The organism is Bradyrhizobium sp. CAR08 (assembly GCF_052871955.1).
On record NZ_JBIXJX010000001.1, the window covers coordinates 171,155 to 187,377 of the forward strand.

General features: G+C 63.5%; 24 protein-coding genes and 1 pseudogene. 10 read left to right on the plus strand and 15 right to left on the minus strand.

Features of this window, described 5'->3' with window-relative positions; genetic code table 11:
• Positions 1 to 29: 29 nt before the first annotated feature.
• Positions 30 to 314, minus strand: a complete 285-nt coding sequence (locus ACIPUD_RS00735) for a hypothetical protein (RefSeq protein ID WP_007613695.1) — start codon at positions 312 to 314, stop codon at positions 30 to 32.
• Between the two features lie 211 nt (positions 315 to 525).
• Positions 526 to 870, minus strand: coding sequence for a hypothetical protein (locus ACIPUD_RS00740; RefSeq protein WP_085361458.1), 345 nt, complete (start codon positions 868 to 870; stop codon positions 526 to 528).
• Positions 871 to 1,003: 133 nt separating this feature from the next.
• Between ACIPUD_RS00740 and ACIPUD_RS00745 the strand changes: the two genes are divergently transcribed.
• From ACIPUD_RS00745 to bfr, 3 genes are all read left to right on the plus strand, one after another.
• Complete coding sequence (locus ACIPUD_RS00745) at positions 1,004 to 1,303, plus strand: hypothetical protein (protein WP_018454133.1); 300 nt, start codon at positions 1,004 to 1,006, stop codon at positions 1,301 to 1,303.
• Between the two features lie 161 nt (positions 1,304 to 1,464).
• Entirely contained in the window at positions 1,465 to 1,737 is a 273-nt protein-coding gene (locus tag ACIPUD_RS00750) for a (2Fe-2S)-binding protein (RefSeq protein WP_026232673.1), read from the plus strand.
• Positions 1,738 to 1,870: 133 nt separating this feature from the next.
• A complete protein-coding gene (gene bfr, locus ACIPUD_RS00755; protein WP_018454135.1) occupies positions 1,871 to 2,359 on the plus strand; it encodes a bacterioferritin in 489 nt (162 codons plus the stop codon).
• A gap of 83 nt (positions 2,360 to 2,442) precedes the next feature.
• On the opposite strand, the gene ACIPUD_RS00760 is transcribed toward bfr, so the two are convergent.
• The 4 genes and pseudogenes from ACIPUD_RS00760 to ACIPUD_RS00775 form a co-directional block, all read right to left on the minus strand.
• A complete protein-coding gene (locus tag ACIPUD_RS00760; RefSeq protein ID WP_026232674.1) occupies positions 2,443 to 3,045 on the minus strand; it encodes an MSMEG_1061 family FMN-dependent PPOX-type flavoprotein in 603 nt (200 codons plus the stop codon).
• 51 nt (positions 3,046 to 3,096) lie between these two features.
• Positions 3,097 to 3,288, minus strand: a pseudogene (locus ACIPUD_RS00765) (hypothetical protein); the annotation flags it as partial.
• A 67-nt stretch (positions 3,289 to 3,355) separates the two neighbouring features.
• Positions 3,356 to 3,700 (minus strand): hypothetical protein, encoded by a 345-nt coding sequence (locus ACIPUD_RS00770; protein ID WP_018454137.1) that lies wholly within the window; start codon positions 3,698 to 3,700, stop codon positions 3,356 to 3,358.
• A gap of 145 nt (positions 3,701 to 3,845) precedes the next feature.
• Positions 3,846 to 4,937, minus strand: a complete 1,092-nt coding sequence (locus ACIPUD_RS00775) for an alpha/beta fold hydrolase (protein ID WP_085361457.1) — start codon at positions 4,935 to 4,937, stop codon at positions 3,846 to 3,848.
• Positions 4,938 to 5,062: 125 nt separating this feature from the next.
• Between ACIPUD_RS00775 and ACIPUD_RS00780 the strand changes: the two genes are divergently transcribed.
• A complete protein-coding gene (locus ACIPUD_RS00780; RefSeq protein ID WP_018454139.1) occupies positions 5,063 to 5,329 on the plus strand; it encodes a DUF2277 domain-containing protein in 267 nt (88 codons plus the stop codon).
• A gap of 96 nt (positions 5,330 to 5,425) precedes the next feature.
• Complete coding sequence (locus ACIPUD_RS00785) at positions 5,426 to 5,641, plus strand: hypothetical protein (protein WP_018454140.1); 216 nt, start codon at positions 5,426 to 5,428, stop codon at positions 5,639 to 5,641.
• A gap of 9 nt (positions 5,642 to 5,650) precedes the next feature.
• On the opposite strand, the gene ACIPUD_RS00790 is transcribed toward ACIPUD_RS00785, so the two are convergent.
• The 3 genes from ACIPUD_RS00790 to ACIPUD_RS00800 form a co-directional block, all read right to left on the minus strand.
• Positions 5,651 to 6,169 (minus strand): collagen-like protein, encoded by a 519-nt coding sequence (locus ACIPUD_RS00790; protein WP_085361456.1) that lies wholly within the window; start codon positions 6,167 to 6,169, stop codon positions 5,651 to 5,653.
• A 111-nt stretch (positions 6,170 to 6,280) separates the two neighbouring features.
• Positions 6,281 to 6,529 carry a helix-turn-helix domain-containing protein gene (locus ACIPUD_RS00795; RefSeq protein WP_018454141.1) on the minus strand — a complete coding sequence of 83 codons (249 nt, stop codon included), beginning with the start codon at positions 6,527 to 6,529 and terminating at the stop codon, positions 6,281 to 6,283.
• A 217-nt stretch (positions 6,530 to 6,746) separates the two neighbouring features.
• Positions 6,747 to 7,514, minus strand: a complete 768-nt coding sequence (locus tag ACIPUD_RS00800; protein ID WP_085361455.1) for an SDR family NAD(P)-dependent oxidoreductase — start codon at positions 7,512 to 7,514, stop codon at positions 6,747 to 6,749.
• A 111-nt stretch (positions 7,515 to 7,625) separates the two neighbouring features.
• Between ACIPUD_RS00800 and ACIPUD_RS00805 the strand changes: the two genes are divergently transcribed.
• A complete protein-coding gene (locus tag ACIPUD_RS00805; RefSeq protein ID WP_085361454.1) occupies positions 7,626 to 8,111 on the plus strand; it encodes a molecular chaperone DnaJ in 486 nt (161 codons plus the stop codon).
• Positions 8,112 to 8,172: 61 nt separating this feature from the next.
• Positions 8,173 to 8,715: an REP-associated tyrosine transposase gene (locus ACIPUD_RS00810; RefSeq protein ID WP_085361453.1), complete on the plus strand. Its 543-nt coding sequence runs from the start codon at positions 8,173 to 8,175 to the stop codon at positions 8,713 to 8,715.
• Positions 8,716 to 8,944: 229 nt separating this feature from the next.
• Here ACIPUD_RS00810 and ACIPUD_RS00815 read toward each other — a convergent pair whose 3' ends face one another.
• Together ACIPUD_RS00815 and ACIPUD_RS00820 are read right to left on the minus strand one after the other, a co-directional pair.
• The gene (locus tag ACIPUD_RS00815; RefSeq protein WP_007613673.1) at positions 8,945 to 9,205 is read right to left on the minus strand and encodes a hypothetical protein; all 261 of its coding nucleotides are present in this window, start codon (positions 9,203 to 9,205) and stop codon (positions 8,945 to 8,947) included.
• A gap of 151 nt (positions 9,206 to 9,356) precedes the next feature.
• Positions 9,357 to 9,743: a RidA family protein gene (locus ACIPUD_RS00820; RefSeq protein WP_085361452.1), complete on the minus strand. Its 387-nt coding sequence runs from the start codon at positions 9,741 to 9,743 to the stop codon at positions 9,357 to 9,359.
• A gap of 451 nt (positions 9,744 to 10,194) precedes the next feature.
• Between ACIPUD_RS00820 and ACIPUD_RS00825 the strand changes: the two genes are divergently transcribed.
• Both ACIPUD_RS00825 and ACIPUD_RS00830 read left to right on the plus strand, forming a co-directional pair.
• Positions 10,195 to 10,629: a hypothetical protein gene (locus ACIPUD_RS00825; RefSeq protein ID WP_446479991.1), complete on the plus strand. Its 435-nt coding sequence runs from the start codon at positions 10,195 to 10,197 to the stop codon at positions 10,627 to 10,629.
• A 117-nt stretch (positions 10,630 to 10,746) separates the two neighbouring features.
• Positions 10,747 to 11,475, plus strand: coding sequence for an SDR family oxidoreductase (locus ACIPUD_RS00830; RefSeq protein WP_085361451.1), 729 nt, complete (start codon positions 10,747 to 10,749; stop codon positions 11,473 to 11,475).
• On the opposite strand, the gene ACIPUD_RS00835 is transcribed toward ACIPUD_RS00830, so the two are convergent.
• Positions 11,472 to 12,125, minus strand: a complete 654-nt coding sequence (locus tag ACIPUD_RS00835) for a glutathione S-transferase family protein (protein ID WP_446479992.1) — start codon at positions 12,123 to 12,125, stop codon at positions 11,472 to 11,474. The genes ACIPUD_RS00830 and ACIPUD_RS00835 overlap by 4 nt on opposite strands.
• A 265-nt stretch (positions 12,126 to 12,390) precedes the next feature.
• On the opposite strand from ACIPUD_RS00835, the gene ACIPUD_RS00840 reads away from it, so the two are divergent.
• Complete coding sequence (locus ACIPUD_RS00840; protein WP_085361449.1) at positions 12,391 to 12,828, plus strand: VOC family protein; 438 nt, start codon at positions 12,391 to 12,393, stop codon at positions 12,826 to 12,828.
• A 192-nt stretch (positions 12,829 to 13,020) separates the two neighbouring features.
• On the opposite strand, the gene ACIPUD_RS00845 is transcribed toward ACIPUD_RS00840, so the two are convergent.
• The 3 genes from ACIPUD_RS00845 to thiC all read right to left on the minus strand — a co-directional run bounded on the left by ACIPUD_RS00845 (position 13,021) and on the right by thiC (position 16,160).
• Complete coding sequence (locus ACIPUD_RS00845) at positions 13,021 to 13,533, minus strand: mismatch-specific DNA-glycosylase (protein WP_162496387.1); 513 nt, start codon at positions 13,531 to 13,533, stop codon at positions 13,021 to 13,023.
• A 98-nt stretch (positions 13,534 to 13,631) separates the two neighbouring features.
• Positions 13,632 to 14,192: a hypothetical protein gene (locus ACIPUD_RS00850; protein WP_446479993.1), complete on the minus strand. Its 561-nt coding sequence runs from the start codon at positions 14,190 to 14,192 to the stop codon at positions 13,632 to 13,634.
• A 69-nt stretch (positions 14,193 to 14,261) separates the two neighbouring features.
• Complete coding sequence (gene thiC, locus ACIPUD_RS00855; RefSeq protein ID WP_446479994.1) at positions 14,262 to 16,160, minus strand: phosphomethylpyrimidine synthase ThiC; 1,899 nt, start codon at positions 16,158 to 16,160, stop codon at positions 14,262 to 14,264.
• Positions 16,161 to 16,223: the final 63 nt, after the last annotated feature.

The following is a 16,223-nucleotide window of genomic DNA, read 5'->3' on the forward strand; positions in this document are numbered from 1 at the left end:
GCGGCGCTCATGAGCGCCATGCGATCAGATCAGTAGCAAACGCGAACCGGGCGGACGGTCCAGCCGTAGCCATCCCAGTAGCGCTGGCGCTGCCAGTAGCAGGGCGGGGGCGGCGGGCCGGGCTCGGCCACATAAACCGGTCCACCATAGGCGGGACGGCTCGATGCGATGGCGCCGCCGACGATCGCGCCGCCGATCAGGCCGGCTGCGATGCCGACGCCGACCCCGTCATGGGCCTGGGCGGACGGCGTGGCGGTCACCAGCGAACCGGCGATCGTCGCAACCGTGAGGGCGGCAACTAAAGTCTTCTTCATACTCTTGGCTCTCCTGAGAGATGGATGCTCCTTGTTAGGAGCGCCCGGGGTTCAAAGGTTCACGCAGACTCTGATGGAATTGGCCTTGCAGCTAGGAAGCGCGCAAATGGTCAATCCGCGGTAAACGCACACGGAGCTGTGACGAGAAAAAGCGGTCTTTTTCAGGCCCCTAAATGAACGGCGCATCTGGAATGAGCCAGTTGGGGCGACTTCAGCCACAGACTCTGGCGCGGCGGACGCGCCAGGCATAACCGTCCCAGAAGCGCTGCTTCTGCCAGACGCAGCCGTTGCCGTAATAGTCGTCCGCGACGTAGCCCGGGCCCGGCGCATAGTAGCGCGGCGGATAGTAGCCGGCGCCATATCCGGGACCATATGCGTAGCCCGGGCCAGGGCCTGGACCGTAATAATACGGAGAGGCCAGCGCCCCACCGACAATGGCGCCGCCGATGATTCCGGCTGCCACACCCGCGGCGACGCCGCGTTGCGCCTGGGCTGGTGTAATGGCGCTAAGGGCCACAGCGGCGACGGTAGCAATTGCCAGGAGCGACTTCTTCATTGGCTGACCTTTCGAGCAAACACGCGGGAACTCTTTGAGGGTAAAGTTCCATACTTCGTTTGAATGATCAATGAACGGCACCTTTGCCGGGGCGACCAATCGGTAAGGACCGCAGCCCAGCCAGGGGAGGGCGATGATGGGTAACGCGATGATAAATGCATTGATCGCTGCCGGGATCGTCTTCGCGATCGGCTACGGCTGGATTACCCATCTCCAGAACCGCGGCCAGCGCGGCTCCCGCGCCGGGGCCAGCGTCAATGGCGGCGGCGACACCGCCACCGGCACGAGCGACGGCTTCTCGTTTGGGAGTTGGTTTTCCAGCGATAGTTCCGGCTGCGCGACCGACGGCGGCAGCTGTTCCAGCAGCGATAGCGGCAGTAGTGGCGGAGATTGCGGGGGCGGCGGCGATGGTGGAGGCGGTGGGGGCGACTAGGTCCGCCGCAATCTTGATCCAGTGCAAGGCCCTACTTTAGAGCCGTTCTAGGCTGTTTCCGGGCTAGTTTGGAATAGCTTCAAATTCCGCTTTTTCCTTTTGCATCCGGCCGGCCCCTTAAATATCGATGATGGCGCATCACCAAAGGGCCTGCCGCTTCCATGATCGTTTGTTCCTGTAACGTGCTGAGCGATGACGACATCCGCGCCGCCGTCGCCGAGTCCGACGACGCTGTGCGCCATGCCAAGCAGGTCTATGGGTGTCTCGGCTGTAGCGCCGAATGCGGCCGCTGCGCTCGGACGATCAAGACCATTATCGACGAAGCGCTTGGCACCTGTGCCACGTCCTGCTGCTCCGGCTGCCCGCACAACCACACTGTGGCGGCGAACGACGAGACGGCCCAGCCGGCCGAGTTCGCCCTCGCGGCCTGCTGAAATGCTCCGCAACCCTGGCTGAGCTTTTCCCCGGCTGCGTCCCCGTAGCCGGTTGCTCCAGTCTTCAAACTCATTTAGAAGCGTTCTAAATTCGGTTTACGGCCGATTTGGACTGCAAGAGCTGGAGTGAACCATGCAGGGCGACGCAAAAGTTATCGACTATCTCAACAAGGCACTGCGTCACGAGCTGACTGCGATCAACCAGTATTGGCTGCACTACCGCTTCCTCGACAATTGGGGCCTGCGGGACATGTCCAAGGTCTGGCGCAAGGAGTCCATCGAGGAGATGGAGCACGCTGATAAGCTCACCGAGCGAATCCTGTTCTTCGACGGCTTCCCGAACATGCAGGTGCTCGATCCCTTGCGCATCGGCCAGAACGTCAAGGAGATCATCGAGTGCGATCTCGCCGCCGAGATGAGCGCGCGGGCGCTCTATCAGGAAGCGGCGACCTACTGCCACAGCGTCAAGGACTACGTGACGCGTGATCTGTTCGAGAAGCTGATGAGCGACGAGGAGCACCACATCGACTTCCTCGAGACCCAGCTCGACCTGATCGGCCGCATCGGCCTCGAACTCTACACCCAGAAGCACGTTGGCGGGCTCGAGGGGGACGGGCATTAGTTCGGCGCGTTAGCGATGGCACAACTCCGTATCGGCCTGATGCGCGATTGCGCACCAGGCCGGGACGACAGCCTGGACGCCAGCTACAACTGCGTCTTGTAGAGCTCTTCCACGATCTCCTGACTCTGCGGCTCACCAAGGCCGGTCTGCTCGTGGACCACCTCGACGATGCTCGGCATCACCGAGCGCGGCACCTTCTCGGACGACCAAAGCTTCGAGCGCATCAGTGCCTTGCCGCAGTGGAAATAGACTTCGCTGACGGCGACGTTCAGCACCGCGCGCGGCGACTTGCCAAACTCCACCATCGAGGCGAGCAGGTCCGGATCGGCGGACAGCGAGCCGCGGCCGCCGACGCGCAGCGTCTCGTCGATGCCGGGGACGAAGAACAACAGATGCACGAAGCCCGAGCCCTCGACGACATTTCGAAAACTGTCGATCCGGTTGTTGCCGGAGCGATCAGGCATCAGCAGCTGGTTGGGGCCGGCGACGTGGACGAAGCCAACGCCGCCGCCGCGTGGTGAGGCATCGACGCTGCCGTCCGCTCCCGATGTCGCGAGCACGCAGAACGGCGACATCTCGATGAATTTCTTCGCATGCGTGTCGATTGCGGGGCGCGCTTTCGCGATCACGCGCGGGCTCGGCTGGGCATAGATGGTGGCGAGGTCTTCGGCGCAAAGATCAGTCACGAAGGTCTCCCTGGTGGAATGCCCCGAGAATATCATCTCTCGGCCCGATCGCTATCCCCCTTTGTCACGCCGCCGCGTCCAGTCGATCACGCCAGCGCAGTTCAGAGCCCACCAGATCAGGACTGGCTGCAGCGCCAGCCGCGGCCCGTGATAGAGCCAGCTGTTGGGGATGGGTGGAAGGTCGATGCCCTCCAGGACCTGCTTGATGCTTGCCGCCCACACGCAAGGCGGATAGAGCGCGAGCTCGCGTTCTGTCGTTCACAGGAGCTATCGGCCGAGCTAGCACGCGCCGCGTCGAGGCGCTATCGCGCTACACCGCATCCGCCGGCACGAAGCAACTGATGATGATGGCGCCGCGGTGACGGACGTACCACACAACGGCCTGACCGACCGGATTGCCGCGGTCGCGGATGATGGCGCGCTCGGGCACCTCCATCCATTGTCCCTCGATCGGCACCCAATAGGCGCCGCTGCGCACGTCGTACTCCGTGCGATGGCCGTCGGAGACGTCACAGCAGGGCACGCCGTTCGGTGCGATCACGCTCTTGAACCAGGCGCGGATGTCGGGCGGGACGTGATCGTATTGCCCGTTGTCGAACGCGAACGCGGCGCTCGTCAGCGTGGCCAGCCAAACGCACAGTGCGAGCCTGTGCATGCGATCCTCCTCATCGCGTGTCGTGCCGTTGGCGCGCGATTATCCCGCGCGTCGATTCGGACATCGACGCAATTAAGCCCGAGCCGTCAGTGTAATGCATGCTCAAATAATATGCGGGCTAGACGGCCGTTGATGCGATGCAAAATCAGCGGCGCGCAGATTCGATCGTTTGCTGCGGCGCGGCTTGCAGAAATTGCTGGACCTGCTCGCTGTAGAATTTGGCGTTCCCGGTGGTGCCGTGGCCGCGCGTCTCGGTGCTTGCCGGGATGAGATACAGTTTGCTGTTCTTCACCCGCGTCATCGCAGCGTCCGTGATGCCGGTCTCAGGCGGGTTGCGTTCGTCGTCGGCTGAATTGATCAGCAGCAGCGGCGCTTCGATGGCCTCCAGCTTCTCGCCGGCATTGTAGTTTTGCGAAGACTCCCACTGGTAGACGAAGTCGTTGGCATCTGCCGTGATCGGCATGGCCAGCCGCTCGTCGACGATCTTGTCGGCCTTCGCCGCCGTCGGCGCCTGCGATTGATAGGCAAGCGTTCCGCCGATGCTCGCGATGCCGTAGGCGGTGATGGCGTATTTCATCATGCGCGGCTGGCTGGTGTAATTGCCGCCATTGTAGTCGGGATCGTTGCGGATGGTGTCGAGCATGATCCGCCGCAGCATCCAGTTGCGGGACGCCATTTCGGTCGGCTGCGAGGCCATCGGGATCAGCGCGTCCATCGCCTTCGGATATTTCTCGCCCCACAGCCAGGTGTGCATGCCGCCCATCGAATTGCCGATGACGAGCCGCAGATGCTTGACCCCGAGCCCTTCCGTCACCAGGCGATACTGGGCCTCGACCATGTCGTTGTAGTCGTATTTCGGGAAGCTCGTCTTCATCCCGTCGGACGGTTTTGACGATTTGCCATGACCGATATTATCGGGGATGATGATGTAATATTTGGAGGCATCGAGTGGCTGCCCCGCGCCGAACAGCTCGCCGGCAAAGGCTGATGACAGCATGCTCGCGCCCGAGCCGCCGGTGCCGTGCAGCACCAGGACCGGCTGGCCGCTCGGCTCACCCACGGTTGTGTAGTGCAGCTTGAGCTCCGGCATGGTCTCGCCGGTGTGGAACTTGAAATCCCTGGCGATCCAGTCGCCCTGCTTCGGCATCGGATAATCGGCCGCCCATGCGGATGTCGAGATGGCCGCCAACGAGACGGACAACAGGATGGCTGACAGCGCCGCGCAAGAAGCTTTCATGTCGATTTCCCCCGTGCGGCTCTGGTCGGCGGCCGCGTTGCGGCGGAACTTAGCAGAACTGTCCGGAAGGATGTAGGATTTCGTTTTCGCCGGTCGTCCTTGAGGGAAAGGTCAGGAGAGACTGCATGTGCCGCAACATCAAGACGCTATTCAACTTTGAGCCGGAGGCGACTGAGGATGAGATCCACGCCAGCGCGCTCCAGTTCGTTCGAAAACTGTCTGGCTTCAACAAGCCGTCGCAGGCCAACGAGGCGGCCTTCGATCGTGCGGTGGCGGAGGTCTCGGAGGCTGCGCGAAAACTCCTGACGTCGCTGCACACCCATGCGCCGGCGCGTGATCGTGAGGTCGAAGCGGAAAAGGCCAAGGAACGTTCGCGGCTGCGGTTCGGTTAGGCGGCTCGAAGGTCCGTTCCGTGACCTGCCTCACGGTGACAACGGTCTCAGCGCGCGATGATGTTCGCCGGGCTTTTGACACCCCGGAGCACGACCATGAGCCGCCCCCTTCTTCCGCTGAAAGCAGGTGCCATCGTTTTCACGTTGCTGTGGACCGCGTGGATGACGTGGTGGAGCGGCTCGTTCTCGAGCGCGAACGTGGTGATCCTGGCCTTGTGCGGCGCAGCGGTCGGCTATCTCTGGTACCGCGCCATGCGCTGGCAGTTCGAGCGCATGGGCATGCTGCCGCGACGCGAGAATGGGACGAAATAGATTCGTCCGTCAGTCCTTGTGGCCGTGCTTCTTCTTTTTCTTCTTTTTCCTGTGATCGTCGCCTTCGCTACCATCGTCCTCGTCACCGAGGGGCAGGTCGTCGGTCTCCTGCACGGCGGCTTCCAGCGCCTCGCGCTCGGCAGCTTCACGCTCGCGCTGGCGGCGGCGTTCGTCCCAGGCGTCGAACAGTTGATCGAGCCACGGCAGCACCTGTTCGATCGACGGCAACTGGCCGGGCGGACCGGCCTCGCCGCGCGGGCCCTGCGGCCCCGCCGGCCCCTGCGGTCCGACAGGTCCCTGTGCACCGGCCGCCCCGCGCGGGCCGGCTTCGCCCTGCTTGCCTTGCGGACCGGGCTTGCCCAGCGGTCCAGGCTTTCCGATCGGGCCCGGCTTGCCCTGCGGACCTGGCTTGCCACGCGCGCCATCGGGCCCGCGCTTTCCTGGATGACCCTGCGGTCCCGGCCGCCCCGGTTCGCCCTGCCGACCGCGCGGTCCCTGAGGTCCCTGCCGTTTTTGTTCGTCTGCCACGCCGCTGCTCCCTTGACCGGAAGCAAGTAATTAGCGGCGTTTGACGACAGCAGCAATTCCACTCGGACAGCGCGCCGGCTGGATCAACATCAATCGGCGGCACGTCGCGCGCTAGTCGTGATAGGCCGGCACCTCGATGCCGGAGGCGGCGTAGAGCCTGATCTTGTTGCGCAACGTGCGCACCGAGAGGCCGAGCACGCGCGAGGCGCGCGTGCGATTGCCGTCGCAGCGGGCGAGCGTCTGCAGCACGAGCTCACGCTCGACCTCGTCGACGGTCGCGCCGATCAGCAGCGGAACGATCTGGTTCGGTGAAAGGACATACGCGCCCGGTTCGGACGCAGCGACATGAACAGTGGTCATCGACACACTCCCCGATCGACGCCCGCTTCCGTCTTTGGAAGCGGATCGAGAACAAACGACCCCCAAGCCTTAGATCTACGGTGGGCGGGTTTGGTTAACGAAAGGTTAACTGCGGGCGATCGCACGAATTGACCTTGGGAATGCCGCCGCGCTGCCGCGATTGGCACGGATTGCATATTCCTGCGAGCATACCCCGCAAAGCAGGCATCCCTCCCGCTCACACCGTCCGGTATCCGCCATCCACCATCACGATCGTTCCCGTGACGTAGGCCGACATGTCCGACGCAAGGAAGATCGCGGGACCCACGATGTCCTCGGGCTTGCCGGTGCGCGCCAGCGGGGTGTGATCGACGAAAGCCTGCACCAGCGCCGGATTGGTCGCACGCACATTGGCGTTGATGTTAGTCTCGATGAAGCCCGGCCCGATTGCATTGACGCGCACGCCCTCCTTGCCGAGCTCGACCGCGAGCGCCTTGGTGAAGCCGAGCACGCCGTGTTTCGAGGTGGTGTAGGCCGCCGAGCTCGGCGTGCGCAGATGCACGAAGGACTGGATCGATCCGATATTGACGATGCGGCCCTTGGCTGCTCGCAAGGGCGCGAGGAACGCCTGCGTCATGTTGAAGACGCCGTTGAGGTTGAGCGAGATGATGTCATTCCAATCCTTCGCCACCGTCTCGGTATCGGCGGTGAAGGCGTTGCGGCGGGTGATGCCGGCATTGTTGACGAGGATCGAGACCTGCCCGACCTTGTCGGCGACTTGCCTGGCGAGCGCGAAGCAGTCGTCGCGTTTGGTGACGTCGAGTGCAAAGCTCTCGGCCTTGCCGCCGGACTTGCGGATCCCCTCGGCGGCTTCCGCGACCGTGTCGGCGTTGACGTCGAGCAGCACCACTTGCGCGCCCTCGCGGGCGTAGCCGGACGCGATGGCCCGGCCGATGCCGGAACCGGCGCCCGTGACGATCGCGATGTGGTTTGCGAGCAATGCCATGACAATTTCCTCCCGATTTCTTTTCGAAGTTTCATGAAAGGCTAACTCGAAATTAAGGGGTCGGAAACGGCGCCCTTGGCATACTGATCTTGATTGCTAAACGTTGCGCGCATGATGGAACGGCTCGAATCCTGGAAACTCGCACTCGAACGCCTGCGGTCGGCGGACGGCGCCGGTTGGGCCGAGGCGGGCCGGCTGGTGGCCGAGATCGCGCGGATGAGCACCGATACCATGCTGCGTCAGGCCGCCGAGCAGGCGCTTCCTGTGCTGCGCCAGGCCGTGGACAATGACGATCACAGCGTCACGCTGGCGGCCCGGCGCCGTCTCGGCGTGGTGCTCGATGTCGTTCACGACCTGACCGCGCCGCGCTTCGGGCGCCGCAATGCTGCGCCGAAAAAATTGTCCAGCGAAGATCGCGCCCGCAAGGTGCTCGGCCTGCCGCTCGCGGTGCAGCTCACCTGCGAGGACATCAATCAGGCCTATCGCCGCGCCGCCAAGGGCATGCACCCCGACCGGGGCGGCAGCGCGGAAGCCTTCATCGACCTCGCCGCCGCGCGCGATATCCTGATCCATCCCCGCGCGTACAAGGACGCGTGAGGGCTCATGTGCTATCCTGTAGCCCGGATGAGCGAAGCGACATCCGGGACGGGTCTAGCCCATGGTTTTGTATCGCAGAAATTTTCTTCCCGGCGGCACCTACTTTTTCACTGTAGCGCTCTTCGACCGCAGATCGACCATTTTGATTGAAAACGTTGGCGCCCTGCGTGATGCCTTCCGGGCCGCTCGCAGGGAGCGCCCGTTCGAGGTCGATGCGATCGTGATCCTTCCGGACCATTTGCATGTCGTCATGAGCCTCCCGCCGCATGACGCCGATTTCGCGGGACGTTGGCGAAGGATCAAGGGGCATTTCAGCAGCGCACTACTGCATGCGGGTATCGACGTAGCCCGCCACTCCAATGGAGAATTGGCTTTGTGGCAACGACGCTACTGGGAGCACACGGTTCGCGACGAAGATGATTTCGCCCGCCACGTGGATTACATTCACTTCAACCCCGTCAAGCATCGCTACGTCCAGCGCGTTTGTGATTGGCCGCATTCGTCCTTTCACCGATATGCGCGGGCGGGATTGCTCTCGGAAGACTGGGCGGGCGATGCCGGCGAAAGTGGGATTGCTTTCGGTGAGCGAGCCGAGGGAGGCTGACCGGGAATTCCCGGATATCGCTTCGCTCATCCGGGCTACGGACGTCAGACTTGGAGTCGGACGCTGGTGCGCCCCGGACAAGATCTGAGTGGGTCCGCCAACCGGCCAGGTTCAAAGCGTGTGCGCGGAAAATGCGTGACGTCGGCCGAAAAACCGGTGGTCCGTCCAAAAGAAAAGGGCGGACCGCTTGCGCGATCCGCCCTTTGAAATCCGGTCTGTCGCCTCACGCCTAGAGCGTGCAGCGGCGCTCCGCGCGCAGCTTGATCTGGAGCTCCGAGGCGGCCGTGAAGGTCGGGAGCGGCTTGCTGACGACCTTGTAGGTCGACACGCCCCACTGGAACGGCTTGTACTTGAGGTCCTCGTTCCAGACCTGGCAGATGCCGGTGTTGTCCCAGCGGATCACGTAATAGCCGACTGCCGCGGAGGCCGGCACGGCGAACACGGAGGTGGCGATGCCGGCAACGGCACAAAGGGCGAGAACGCGACGCATGAAATATCTCCTGATGGGAACGTGAGAGGAAACTGGTGCGGCAAATCTGCGTGGCTGGCAAGCGGGGCGGCGACCGTTCACGGATATGTCAGCCGTTGGTCGGCTGTTCGGACGACCCTTATCCCTTGACTATCGCCTGACGATCACACGTCTAACTCTTGGCCAGCGACGCCACCGCCTCGATCTCGATCAGCATCTTCGGATCAGGCAGTGCGTGGACCACGCAGGTGGTGCGGGCAGGGTAAGGCGGCGGGCCGAAGGCGCCGGCATAGAGCGCGTTCATGGCGGCCACGTCGGAGGCGCGGGTCAGCAGCACGTTGACCTTGACGAGATCGCGGATCTCGGCGCCGGCCTCCGCCAGCACGCGCTTGATGTTGACGGCGACGTTGGCGAACTGCGCATCGAAGCCGTCGGGCAGCGCGCCGGTCGCGTCGAAGCCGGGAATGCCGGAGACGAACAGGAGATCGCCGGCGCGCGTGGCAAAGGACAGCGGCGGCGCCTTGACGTGCGGCGGGGGCGCGAAATGCTGGATCGGCATGGGATCACCTCGGATGGACGGCTGGACGCGCAAGCGTAGCGGCAGGCCGGGGCGCCTCCAACAAAAAACGCGAAAACAACCCCATGCACAGTAGGCATCCAGCAGAAATCATTGAGCCTTCCTTTTTCACTTCGGGAAAAACAAAATAATCGTTGCCCCGTCGGGCAAAACAGGGGCAGAATGGCATGATGGCGGGTGAGCGTCTCGTTGCGCCAAACTCCGCCGTCATGCCCCGGCTCGACCGGGGCATCCAGTACGCCGCGGCGTCTCGGTTCGCCATCGCCCCCTCCGGAATACTGGATCGCCCGGTTAAACCGGGCGATGACAGTTGAGTGTGTTGCTACAGACCGCGACTCACGCCCAGCCCATCATGTTGCCGCCCCGATCCATCGGATAGATTCCGCTCGTCTGATTCGCTTTCCCTTTGAAAGATAGCCCCCGGAGATTCTTCATGAAGTTCGCATCCACCCTTCGCGCCGCGCTGGTCGGCATTGCCGCGCTCGCCGGCCTCTCGACCTCGGCGCTGGCCGACGGCGGCACCGTGGTGCTGACGATCTACAAGGTGGGCTGGATCATCGGTGGCTCCGGCGGCTCGGGCGTGCTGAACTTCCGCGGCCGCGCCTATTCGCTCTCGACCGGCGGTCTCGACTACGGCCTCGTCTTCGGCGGCTCCAAGACCGTGTTGCGCGGCCGCGTCTCCAACATCAACCGGCCCTCCGACATCGCCGGCGTCTATGGCGCCGCCGGTGCGGGCATCGCAGTGGGCCGCGGCGCGCGTGCGATCGTGCTGACCAACCAGAAGGGCGCCGTGCTCGAGCTGTCCGGCACGCAGGTCGGCCTGATGGCGAATGCGGATCTGAGCGGGCTTGCGATCACGCTGCGGTAAGGCCGATGTCGTAGGGGGAAATGGGGCGCAAGCGCCGCGCCCACCATCTCTTCCCGACAATTCCGGCCGGGGTCGCTATACTCACGATCCCAGTGACCTCGGCAAGATGGGGATCCCATGGCGAGAGAGTTGGACGGCAAGGTGGCGGCCGTGACCGGGGCTGCGTCGGGCATCGGATTGGCCAGCACCGAGGCGATGCTGGCCGCCGGCGCGCGCGTGGTGATGGTCGACCGCGATGAGGCCGCGCTGAAGGCGCTCCGCGACAAGCACGGCGACGCGGTGATCCCGCTGCTCATCGATCTGCTGGACCCAAAAGACTGTGCAACGCTGCTGCCGCGCGTTCTGGAGCAGGCCGGCCAGCTCGATATCCTGCATGCGAATGCCGGGACGTATGTCGGTGGCGATCTGGTCGATGCCGACACCATGGCGATCGACCGGATGCTGAACCTGAATGTCAACGTCGTGATGAAGAACGTGCACGACGTGCTGCCGCACATGATCGCGCGCGGGACCGGCGACATCATCGTCACGAGCTCGCTGGCGGCGCATTTTCCGACGCCATGGGAGCCGGTCTATGCGTCGTCCAAATGGGCGGTCAACTGCTTCGTCCAGACGGTGCGGCGCCAGGTCTTCAAGCACGGCATCCGCGTCGGCTCGATCTCGCCCGGCCCGGTCGTGACCTCACTGCTCGCGGACTGGCCGCCGGAGAAGCTGAAGGAAGCCAGGGACTCCGGAAGCCTGTTGGAGGCCAGCGACGTGGCTGAGGTCGTGATGTTCATGTTGACGCGGCCGCGCGGCATGACCATCCGCGACGTGGTGATGCTGCCGACCAATTTCGATCTTTAGGGCGCCAAGCGTGCCCCGGTGAACACCGCCAATTGCGCATCGAACGCCCGCCTGAAAGCCGGCCGCGCTTCGCCGCGGGCGACATAGGCGGCGATATCTGGATATTCGTTCAGCAGGCCCGATGTGTGCAACCGGCGCAGCACCGTCACCATCATGAGATCGCCGGCGCTGAACGCACCGTCGAGCCAGTTGGCATCGCCGAGTTGGCGGGACAATTCACCGAGCCTGACACGGACGCGATCCTGCAGCATCGGCAGCCGCGGCCCGTACCAGCTCTTGTCGCGCTCGAACAGCATGGCCATCCCGAGCTCGACGATCGGCGGCTCCAGCGTGCTCAGGGCGGCAAACATCCACGCGATCGCGCGGGCGCGGGCGTGCGGCTCCATCGGCAGCAGCCCGGCATGGCGGTCGGCGAGATGGAGTACGATCGCGCCGGACTCGAACAAGGCGAGGTCGCCGTCCTCATAGGTCGGAATCTGCCCGAACGGATGCAGGGCAAGATGCGCGGGTTCTTTCATCGCTGCGAACGAGACGAGGCGAACGTCGTAAGGCTGCCCCACCTCTTCGAGCGCCCAGCGAACCCGCATGTCGCGCGCCTGTCCCTTGCCGCGGTCGGGCGAGTTTGCGAAGGCGGTGATGGTGGGGGGCATTGGGAGGGGCTCCGGGGTTGATCGCGTTTTGCGTTCGGAGGACGAATGGAATGAGTGGATTCCGACAGGTTAATGGGTTTTCGTGGACCCCGTAGCCCCATGAGCGATAGCGATATGCGGGGCAGCTGCGGGCCCCGGATGTCGCTGTCGCTCATCCGGGCTACAAGAAAATCCCGCGGCCACTGTCGGATCGTTGCCCCCTGCCTCGTCCTTGGAACACTGGCACCCTGCGGCGCGTCCAGCCGAGGCGAAAGGATACACGTTAATGACCTCCATCACGCCGTTCCTCTGGTTCGACAACAACGTGCCGGAGGCCGTCGCCTTCTACAAATCGGTGTTCCCCAACGCCAAGGTTGAGACCGTCAGCGACTTCATGGCGGTGTTCGAGCTCGAAGGCCAGCGCTTCAACGCGCTCAACGGGGGCCCGCAATACAAGTTCAACGAAGCGGTGTCGTTCTTCATCAGCGTAGAGACGCAGGCGGAAGTCGATTATTTCTGGGACAGGCTCACCGCCGACGGCGGCGAGGAGTCCCGCTGCGGCTGGCTCAAGGACAAGTTCGGCCTGTCCTGGCAGGTGATCCCATCAGCGCTCGGCCGCTACCTCGGCGACCCCGACCGCAGCAAGGCGAACCGCGTCATGCAGGCGATGATGCAGATGAGAAAGATCGTGATTGCGGATCTGGATAGGGCGTATGCGGGGTGAACTTGTCGCGGGATGCGTTGCCAAATCGGCAGTGTCGTCCCGGCGAAGGCCGGGACCCATACCGCGGAATCCATCGATTACGAATGGTCGCTGTACCGGACCTCGACTCCCCGCCAAACCACTCCCTGGGGTTATGGGTCCCGGCCTTCGCCGGGACGACGCCCGAGGGTGGAGCGCTATCGCAAATTCACGCTACGCCGCAATCCACGCCGCAAGCTCGCGCCACGGCTGCAGCGTCCAATGCCCGGATGCCGCGCCGGACGGCGAGGGCAGCACGAACATTTCGGGCAAACTCTCATCCCGCTGCTGCCGCCCCAACGCAATCGCCGCCGACGGCCTGCCGTAAAACAAGCTCGCCGCCTTCTTGCTCGTGAACGCAATCGTCCTCGGGCGAAACTTCTCGATCTTGGCCCTGAACCCCGGCACGTCGATCGTCTCAGCCGCGATCTGGTGATCCATCCCGGCGCCCGACTTGGAGAGATCGGTGAAGCCGATCCCGAGCTCAAGCAAGCTTGCAAACTCGCTCGGTTGATAGCGCCGCGGCGTGATCCCGGCCTCATGGATCGCGCGCCAGAAGCGGTTGCCGGGATGGGCGTAGTAGTGCCCGAGCTTGGCCGACCGCGTGCTGGCGGCGGTGCCGACGAAGACGAGACGGAGGTTGGGAAGGAGTTGGTCGGGGAGGCGGTGGGGGAATGTATCGGGCACGTCAATTATCCGCGGCTGTAGCCCGCATGAGCGGAGCGATATGCGGGATGGCAAAGACCCGGATGTCGCTGCGCTCATCCGGGCTACGCTTGCTGGCGTTAGTCCGATTTACGCGTCACACGCAACGCCCGAGCCGCTTCTAGTTCATAAATTCCGTCGGTGCAGTGTCCTGTCAAAAGATCGAGGCTGAATGATATCCAAGAGTCTCCAATGGGAGACCATGCCTCGCCGGTGAGCATGGTTTCTTGAACATTTATCTTGCGGAAGCCATCCCACGAAATCTGCGGACTATTCCATCGCAAATTATCTGACCGAACCGCGCTGAAATCGACCGACCCTTGGAAAACGACTAATCCAAGAGCCGGTACGCCAATTGCACGCGCAGTGTCACTTGCAATGCGATCTCGAATGGCGTGGTGTTCCGGATCGATAATGCAAGTATCGCCGCGAGCGACAACGATCACGTCCCTTCCGTTGGGATGATCGAGCACAGTGGTGCAATCGAAGATGCCTCCCACGAAATTGCCGATCCATGGATCGGAACCCTTGGGATAGAAGCGGACAACCAAACCTTCCCGAAATTCGCGCTCACCGTGTCCGGTCAAAGAGATGGCCGGAGGTCCGTACGGTGGTAGTCCTGGTAGTATTTCAGACCGCATGGGCCGTTCGCATTGCGTTTCCAACTTTGGGGGCGACGATCGTCGCCCCCAAAGTTCGCACGGGCCCGCTCACAGCACCCGATTACTCTCTTTCACCTTCTCCGCATCCAGATACAAGTTCTCGCCCATCTCCTTGAACTTCGCGCTCATCTTGGCCATGCCGTCCTCGGCGGTGCCGCTCATCGACATGCCCACGCCGTTCGGGTCGTTCAGCGTCGCCGCGTAGTCGCGGACGTCCTGCGTGATCTTCATCGAGCAGAATTTTGGGCCGCACATCGAGCAGAAATGCGCGACCTTGTGGGCTTCCTTCGGCAGGGTCTCGTCGTGGAAGTTCTTGGCGGTCTCGGGGTCGAGGCCGAGGTTGAACTGGTCGCTCCAGCGGAAGTCGAAACGGGCGCGGGAGAGCGCGTCGTCGCGCAGCTGGGCTGCCGGGTGACCCTTGGCGAGATCGGAGGCGTGGGCGGCGATCTTGTAGGTGATGACGCCGACCTTGACGTCGTTGCGATCGGGCAGGCCGAGATGCTCCTTCGGCGTGACGTAGCAGAGCATGGCGCAGCCGAACCAGCCGATCATGGCGGCGCCGATGCCCGAGGTGATGTGGTCGTAGCCCGGCGCGATGTCGGTGGTCAGGGGCCCGAGGGTGTAAAACGGCGCTTCGCCGCATTCCTTGAGCTGCTTGTCCATGTTGATCTTGATCTTGTGCATCGGCACGTGGCCGGGGCCTTCGATCATGACCTGGCAGCCCTTGTCCCACGCGATCTTGGTGAGTTCTCCGAGCGTCTCCAATTCGGCGAATTGCGCGCGATCGTTGGCATCGGCGATCGAGCCCGGACGCAGGCCGTCGCCGAGCGAGAACGAGACGTCATACTTGCGCATGAGATCGCAGATCTCGTCGAAATGGGTGTAGAGGAAGCTTTCCTTGTGATGCGCCAGGCACCACTTGGCCATGATCGAGCCGCCGCGCGACACGATGCCGGTGACGCGGTTGGCGGTGAGGTGGATGTATTGCAGGCGCACGCCGGCGTGGATGGTGAAATAGTCGACGCCCTGCTCGCACTGCTCGATCAGCGTGTCCTTGTAGAGCTCCCAGGTCAGCTTGACCGGATCGCCGTCGCACTTCTCCAGCGCCTGATAAATCGGAACGGTGCCGATCGGCACCGGCGCGTTGCGCAGGATCCATTCACGGGTGGTGTGGATGTTGCGGCCCGTGGAGAGGTCCATCACGGTGTCGGCGCCCCAGCGGATCGCCCATACCATCTTCTCGACCTCTTCCTCGACCGATGACGTGACCGCCGAGTTGCCGATATTGGCGTTGATCTTGGTCAGGAAGTTGCGGCCGATGATCATCGGCTCGAGTTCGCTGTGATTGATGTTGCAGGGGATGATGGCGCGGCCGCGCGCGATCTCGGAGCGGACGAACTCCGGGGTGATGAACGCGGGGACTTCCGCGCCGAAACTTTCGCCGTCGGCAAGGGCTGCTTCCGCACGCTCGAGCTGCTGTTTGCGGTCGAGGTTTTCGCGCGCGGCGACGTAGATCATCTCCTTGGTGATGATGCCGGCGCGGGCGAACTCGAGCTGCGTGATCTTGTGGCCGTCGAGGCCGCGGAGCGGCTGGTGATAGGCCGAGAAGGCGCGCGCGGCCTTGCCGGTGGAGACGCTGCCATTGTCCTCCGGCTTGATCTGCCGTCCCTGATATTCCTCGACGCCGCCGCGCTCGAGCACCCAGGCCTTGCGGCCGCGCGCGAGACCGGCGTTGACGTCGATGGTCACGCTCGGGTCGGTGTAGGGGCCGGAGGTGTCGTACACCGGCAGGTTCGGCTCGCCGGCGCCTTCGGACAGGATGATCTCGCGCAGGGGCACGCGCAGGTCGGGCGCGGCATCGGGCGAGGCGAAGATTTTTCGCGACGAGGGCAGCGGGCCGGTGGTGACGGCCGGGACGGTCTTGTCGGGATTGGAGCGGATGTTCATGGGATCCTCCGGTTTAATTCGTTGATGTCGCTGTGCGAGAGGCAAATTCGGCTGTCATCCCCG

What these genes read in the sequence shown, in the direction of transcription:
- thiC (WP_446479994.1), bottom strand. Translation starts at nt 16,160, where the DNA reads ATGAACATCCGCTCCAATCCCGACAAGACCGTCCCGGCCGTCACCACC.
- ACIPUD_RS00785 (WP_018454140.1), top strand. Translation starts at nt 5,426, where the DNA reads ATGAGCCGCCCCCTTCTTCCGCTGAAAGCAGGTGCCATCGTTTTCACG.
- ACIPUD_RS00750 (WP_026232673.1), top strand. Translation starts at nt 1,465, where the DNA reads ATGATCGTTTGTTCCTGTAACGTGCTGAGCGATGACGACATCCGCGCC.
- ACIPUD_RS00830 (WP_085361451.1), top strand. Translation starts at nt 10,747, where the DNA reads ATGGCGAGAGAGTTGGACGGCAAGGTGGCGGCCGTGACCGGGGCTGCG.
- ACIPUD_RS00820 (WP_085361452.1), bottom strand. Translation starts at nt 9,743, where the DNA reads ATGCCGATCCAGCATTTCGCGCCCCCGCCGCACGTCAAGGCGCCGCCG.
- ACIPUD_RS00815 (WP_007613673.1), bottom strand. Translation starts at nt 9,205, where the DNA reads ATGCGTCGCGTTCTCGCCCTTTGTGCCGTTGCCGGCATCGCCACCTCC.
- ACIPUD_RS00835 (WP_446479992.1), bottom strand. Translation starts at nt 12,125, where the DNA reads ATGCCCCCCACCATCACCGCCTTCGCAAACTCGCCCGACCGCGGCAAG.
- ACIPUD_RS00770 (WP_018454137.1), bottom strand. Translation starts at nt 3,700, where the DNA reads ATGCACAGGCTCGCACTGTGCGTTTGGCTGGCCACGCTGACGAGCGCC.
- ACIPUD_RS00850 (WP_446479993.1), bottom strand. Translation starts at nt 14,192, where the DNA reads ATGCGGTCTGAAATACTACCAGGACTACCACCGTACGGACCTCCGGCC.
- ACIPUD_RS00800 (WP_085361455.1), bottom strand. Translation starts at nt 7,514, where the DNA reads ATGGCATTGCTCGCAAACCACATCGCGATCGTCACGGGCGCCGGTTCC.
- ACIPUD_RS00805 (WP_085361454.1), top strand. Translation starts at nt 7,626, where the DNA reads ATGATGGAACGGCTCGAATCCTGGAAACTCGCACTCGAACGCCTGCGG.
- ACIPUD_RS00775 (WP_085361457.1), bottom strand. Translation starts at nt 4,937, where the DNA reads ATGAAAGCTTCTTGCGCGGCGCTGTCAGCCATCCTGTTGTCCGTCTCG.
- ACIPUD_RS00825 (WP_446479991.1), top strand. Translation starts at nt 10,195, where the DNA reads ATGAAGTTCGCATCCACCCTTCGCGCCGCGCTGGTCGGCATTGCCGCG.
- ACIPUD_RS00840 (WP_085361449.1), top strand. Translation starts at nt 12,391, where the DNA reads ATGACCTCCATCACGCCGTTCCTCTGGTTCGACAACAACGTGCCGGAG.
- ACIPUD_RS00745 (WP_018454133.1), top strand. Translation starts at nt 1,004, where the DNA reads ATGATGGGTAACGCGATGATAAATGCATTGATCGCTGCCGGGATCGTC.
- bfr (WP_018454135.1), top strand. Translation starts at nt 1,871, where the DNA reads ATGCAGGGCGACGCAAAAGTTATCGACTATCTCAACAAGGCACTGCGT.
- ACIPUD_RS00810 (WP_085361453.1), top strand. Translation starts at nt 8,173, where the DNA reads ATGGTTTTGTATCGCAGAAATTTTCTTCCCGGCGGCACCTACTTTTTC.
- ACIPUD_RS00795 (WP_018454141.1), bottom strand. Translation starts at nt 6,529, where the DNA reads ATGACCACTGTTCATGTCGCTGCGTCCGAACCGGGCGCGTATGTCCTT.
- ACIPUD_RS00780 (WP_018454139.1), top strand. Translation starts at nt 5,063, where the DNA reads ATGTGCCGCAACATCAAGACGCTATTCAACTTTGAGCCGGAGGCGACT.
- ACIPUD_RS00735 (WP_007613695.1), bottom strand. Translation starts at nt 314, where the DNA reads ATGAAGAAGACTTTAGTTGCCGCCCTCACGGTTGCGACGATCGCCGGT.
- ACIPUD_RS00740 (WP_085361458.1), bottom strand. Translation starts at nt 870, where the DNA reads ATGAAGAAGTCGCTCCTGGCAATTGCTACCGTCGCCGCTGTGGCCCTT.